Source organism: Clostridium sp. ATCC 25772, from assembly GCF_001573875.1.
GTDB classification, from domain to species: Bacteria; Bacillota; Clostridia; order Clostridiales; family Clostridiaceae; genus Clostridium_J; species Clostridium_J senegalense.
Window position 1 is genome coordinate 1 of sequence record NZ_LFRG01000093.1, and the last position, 3,508, is coordinate 3,508.

4 protein-coding genes are annotated in these 3,508 nt (G+C 29.0%); all 4 read left to right on the top strand.

The genetic code is table 11. The annotated features are described in order from the left end of the window. Positions 1–146 precede the first annotated feature (146 nt). The 4 genes from AZI32_RS16795 to AZI32_RS16810 all read left to right on the top strand — a co-directional run bounded on the left by AZI32_RS16795 (position 147) and on the right by AZI32_RS16810 (position 3,277). The gene (locus AZI32_RS16795; protein WP_345968966.1) at positions 147–884 is read left to right on the top strand and encodes a GNAT family N-acetyltransferase; all 738 of its coding nucleotides are present in this window, start codon (positions 147–149) and stop codon (positions 882–884) included. Positions 885–990: 106 nt separating this feature from the next. Then, positions 991–1,743: a GNAT family N-acetyltransferase gene (locus AZI32_RS16800; protein WP_061997086.1), complete on the top strand. Its 753-nt coding sequence runs from the start codon at positions 991–993 to the stop codon at positions 1,741–1,743. A gap of 243 nt (positions 1,744–1,986) precedes the next feature. Continuing rightward, positions 1,987–2,601 carry a hypothetical protein gene (locus AZI32_RS16805; protein WP_061997088.1) on the top strand — a complete coding sequence of 205 codons (615 nt, stop codon included), beginning with the start codon at positions 1,987–1,989 and terminating at the stop codon, positions 2,599–2,601. 238 nt (positions 2,602–2,839) lie between these two features. Continuing rightward, entirely contained in the window at positions 2,840–3,277 is a 438-nt protein-coding gene (locus AZI32_RS16810) for a GNAT family N-acetyltransferase (protein ID WP_061997090.1), read from the top strand. Positions 3,278–3,508: the final 231 nt, after the last annotated feature.

A 3,508-nucleotide genomic window follows, 5' to 3' on the forward strand; every position in this document is an offset into this window, starting at 1 on the left:
TTATGATGATTTTGATGATGCAGATAAATTAATAGCATTCATTAAATCAGGTAAGAGATAAATTTAATACAGGAAAAACATATCCTGTAAATAAGAAGTTGTAGAGGTGATAGGATATGACAAATAAAGATATTTTAGAGATTGCAATGAAACAGTCAGCTATAGATGCAAATTGTAAAATTGATGACTTTAAGGGTAAAGATAGTGTGATTGTTGAGTCTATAAAAAATTCAAATGCAAGAAGATACCTAGAGTTACCGCTTGCGTGCAATTTAATTTCTTACGGACAAAATATAGTAGCTTCAATTCAAATGGAATATAAAAATATTGTTGAGAACTATATAAGCAAATATCAAGTAGAACACTGTTTTGAAACACCTAATATGTATGTATTGAACAATGAGTTCACAAAATATGGTATGCAAGTTTGTTTTATGGCAGAATATTTTCTACCTGACCTTAATGAGTTGTCTGCTCAAAAATGCAAGTATGAGTTGAGAATGTTAGAACAGCAAGATTTTGTTGATTTATATTTGCCACAGTGGTCAAATGCATTATGCGAGTCAAGAAAGCAGTTAGATGTATTAGGTGTCGGAGCATATAAAGATAACCAACTAGTGGGTTTAGCAGGCTGTTCGGCAGATTGTGAAACAATGTGGCAAATCGGTGTTGACGTTTTGCCAGACGTAAGATGTCAGGGAATTGCATCAGCATTGACTAGTAGGCTTGCCATAGAAATTCTAGCTAAAGGGAAAGTACCATTTTATTGTTGCGCATGGTCAAATGTTAAATCGGTACGCAATGCAATAAAGAGTGGATTTTGCCCTGCATGGGTGGAGATGACCATTAAACCCAAAGAGTTTGTTGATAGTATGAATGAGTAGATAACACTATTACAACTTCCAATTTCCAATTTGTAGAGCAAATAAAATTAATTTAATAGAAATATATTGTTTAAAAAGTATGATAAAAATAAATAGGAGAAAATTTATGTTTACTAAAAATGAGATATTAAATATTGCTAAGAAACAACTAGCTTTAGATTTTAGCTGTGATATTGATGATTTAGAAAAGATTGAAAATACTGTAGTTGAGAAACAACATAAAGTAGGAAGAAGAATCTATGATAATGATCGGTGTTCACTTAAAATTCTTTGTTTCGGAAGAAGGGCTGTAGTTTCTACTACACCAGAGATTATGCCTTGGTTTCAAGAAAAATTAGATGATTATGATGCTAATTGGTTATTTCTAATTCCGGTACTTAAGAACATAGACAGAATGCTTGAAGGGGTTGGACATGAAATAGCTGATATTCATCATTTTTATTTACCATTAGCAACTTTAGAAGATGTAGAGCCTATCACAGATATTAGATGGTATGAGCAGGATGATATTATTCAATTTGAAAATGATGATAGATTTGATGAAGCTTTTGGTTTTGATGATAATCATCCAGATGTTTTAGGTATTGCTGCTTTAAATGGAGATGAAATCATTGGTATGGCAGGTGCAAGCCGTGATTGTGAAGATATGTGGCAGATTGGCATTAATGTTATGGAAGGATACCGTGGAAAAGGGATAGCAACAAATTTAGTTTCTTTATTAAAAAATGAAATTATGAAGAGAGGGAAAATTCCGTTTTATGGTACTATTGAATCTAATATATATTCTCAAGGTGTTGCTATTAAATCAGGATTTATACCAGTATGGGTAGAGTTATCTTCTAGAGAAAAAAGACTTTAAATTAATAGTGATTAATGAAAGTTATAGTTTTTAGAGTTATTTTTTATGTCACAATTTAATTTGTGACGTAATTATTAAAAATAGAAATACAAATGATACTTTAAAAAAATTGAATAATGTGATGCAAAACAAAATTGGTTTACGTTTATTAGTGATGAGTTGGGTTCAAAATACAAAATATAATTACCATAAACAAAATCAAGATAATAAAATATGATGAACTAAAGTGTAAGGAGAATTAGTATGTGTAAAAAGGAAATTGAATCTTGGAAAATCACAGTATCTAGTGATTTGTCATTAAATTTTGCTCTTTTTACTGGTTGTCTATATGGATTAATAGATGATGTTAAAGGAATAGGTAATAATCGACTTTGGCCTTATAAATGTGAAATTAATAAAAGGACGGAATTATTATCTTTACTAAAACAACAATGGAATGAATGGTTTAATTCTATGATTAATGATAGGGGGGAAAAAGTAATCTTAAAACAAGAGTTTGATTTAGATAATAATAGGTTCAATCCCCCTAATTTCTCTAAATTTCCATATTGTGAATTAAGAGAATACTGTAAAAATTCATGGCAACCATTTATAGAATGGTGGGAAATGGTTGGTGGAGGCAAAAATGCCCTTTCGTATTTTGAAGTATTTGGTAATGAAAGAATATATGAATATATTAGTGAGTTTGAAGATATAGTGCAAAGAAAGGTTAAACCGTTTAACCTATATATAGATTTAGCATACACAGGAACATCTGAGATTATAGAAATTAACAGTGAATATATCGTTATGGTTCCAGTTAAAACCATATATTTTGATAAAGATTGGTGGATGAAAAAGTTACAACAAATAGGTTAAAAAGTAATAAATAAAAATAATACAATAATGTGTAAAATATAATTTACACATTACTTAAAGTATAATTATTATAAAATAAATATATATTTGATTAAATAAGCTACAACATATGTTTTCTATGATGCAATAAAATTTGTTTTGAAATGGTGATTTGATATGAAAAGAAGTATAAATAGCAAAATAAATAGAGCCTGGAGGGTGACTATATTTTAACCCTCCATTATTTAAGGAGGATAAAATGAAGTTAAAAAAGTTTGAATTAAGAGATTTGACTGCATGTGCAGAGATTATGATGTCAGTATATAATAATGAGCTTTGGCAATGTTGTTGGTCATTGGATACAGCAAAAGACTATTTGATGGATTATGTGGAATGCAAAAAATTCATTGGATATACAGTATGGATAGACGACGAAATCAAAGGTGCTATACTCTGCCATGAAAAAATTTGGTGGAACAATAATGAGATTTTCATTGATGAAATGTTTATATCTCCTGAACTTCAAAGACAGGGATATGGAACAGAGTTATTAAGTGTAATTGAAAAATATATTAAAGAGAACAACTTAGCAGGTTTTACATTAACAACAAATTGTTTTACGCCTGCACCGAAATTTTACAGGGAAAATGGTTTTTCAGATGCAGAACATGTTCTTTTTATGTTCAAAGAAGTATAGAAATAGTTTTCATATTTAACGATCAGTAGCTAATAGAGAAGGATTAATACCTTATTGGATAAGCACATATAAGAATATACTTGATGGGAGTTCATCTTATAATAAATTAGTAAAACTAACCCTAAAAACTCCAAAATTATAATGTTAAAAAGTAATAATGAAAAAAATTAAAATAATAGTATGTAAAAATTATCTATATGATAAATATATAAAATAGAATTTGAAAGTAAG

What these genes read in the sequence shown, in the direction of transcription:
- AZI32_RS16805 (WP_061997088.1), top strand. Translation starts at nt 1,987, where the DNA reads ATGTGTAAAAAGGAAATTGAATCTTGGAAAATCACAGTATCTAGTGAT.
- AZI32_RS16795 (WP_345968966.1), top strand. Translation starts at nt 147, where the DNA reads ATGAAACAGTCAGCTATAGATGCAAATTGTAAAATTGATGACTTTAAG.
- AZI32_RS16800 (WP_061997086.1), top strand. Translation starts at nt 991, where the DNA reads ATGTTTACTAAAAATGAGATATTAAATATTGCTAAGAAACAACTAGCT.
- AZI32_RS16810 (WP_061997090.1), top strand. Translation starts at nt 2,840, where the DNA reads ATGAAGTTAAAAAAGTTTGAATTAAGAGATTTGACTGCATGTGCAGAG.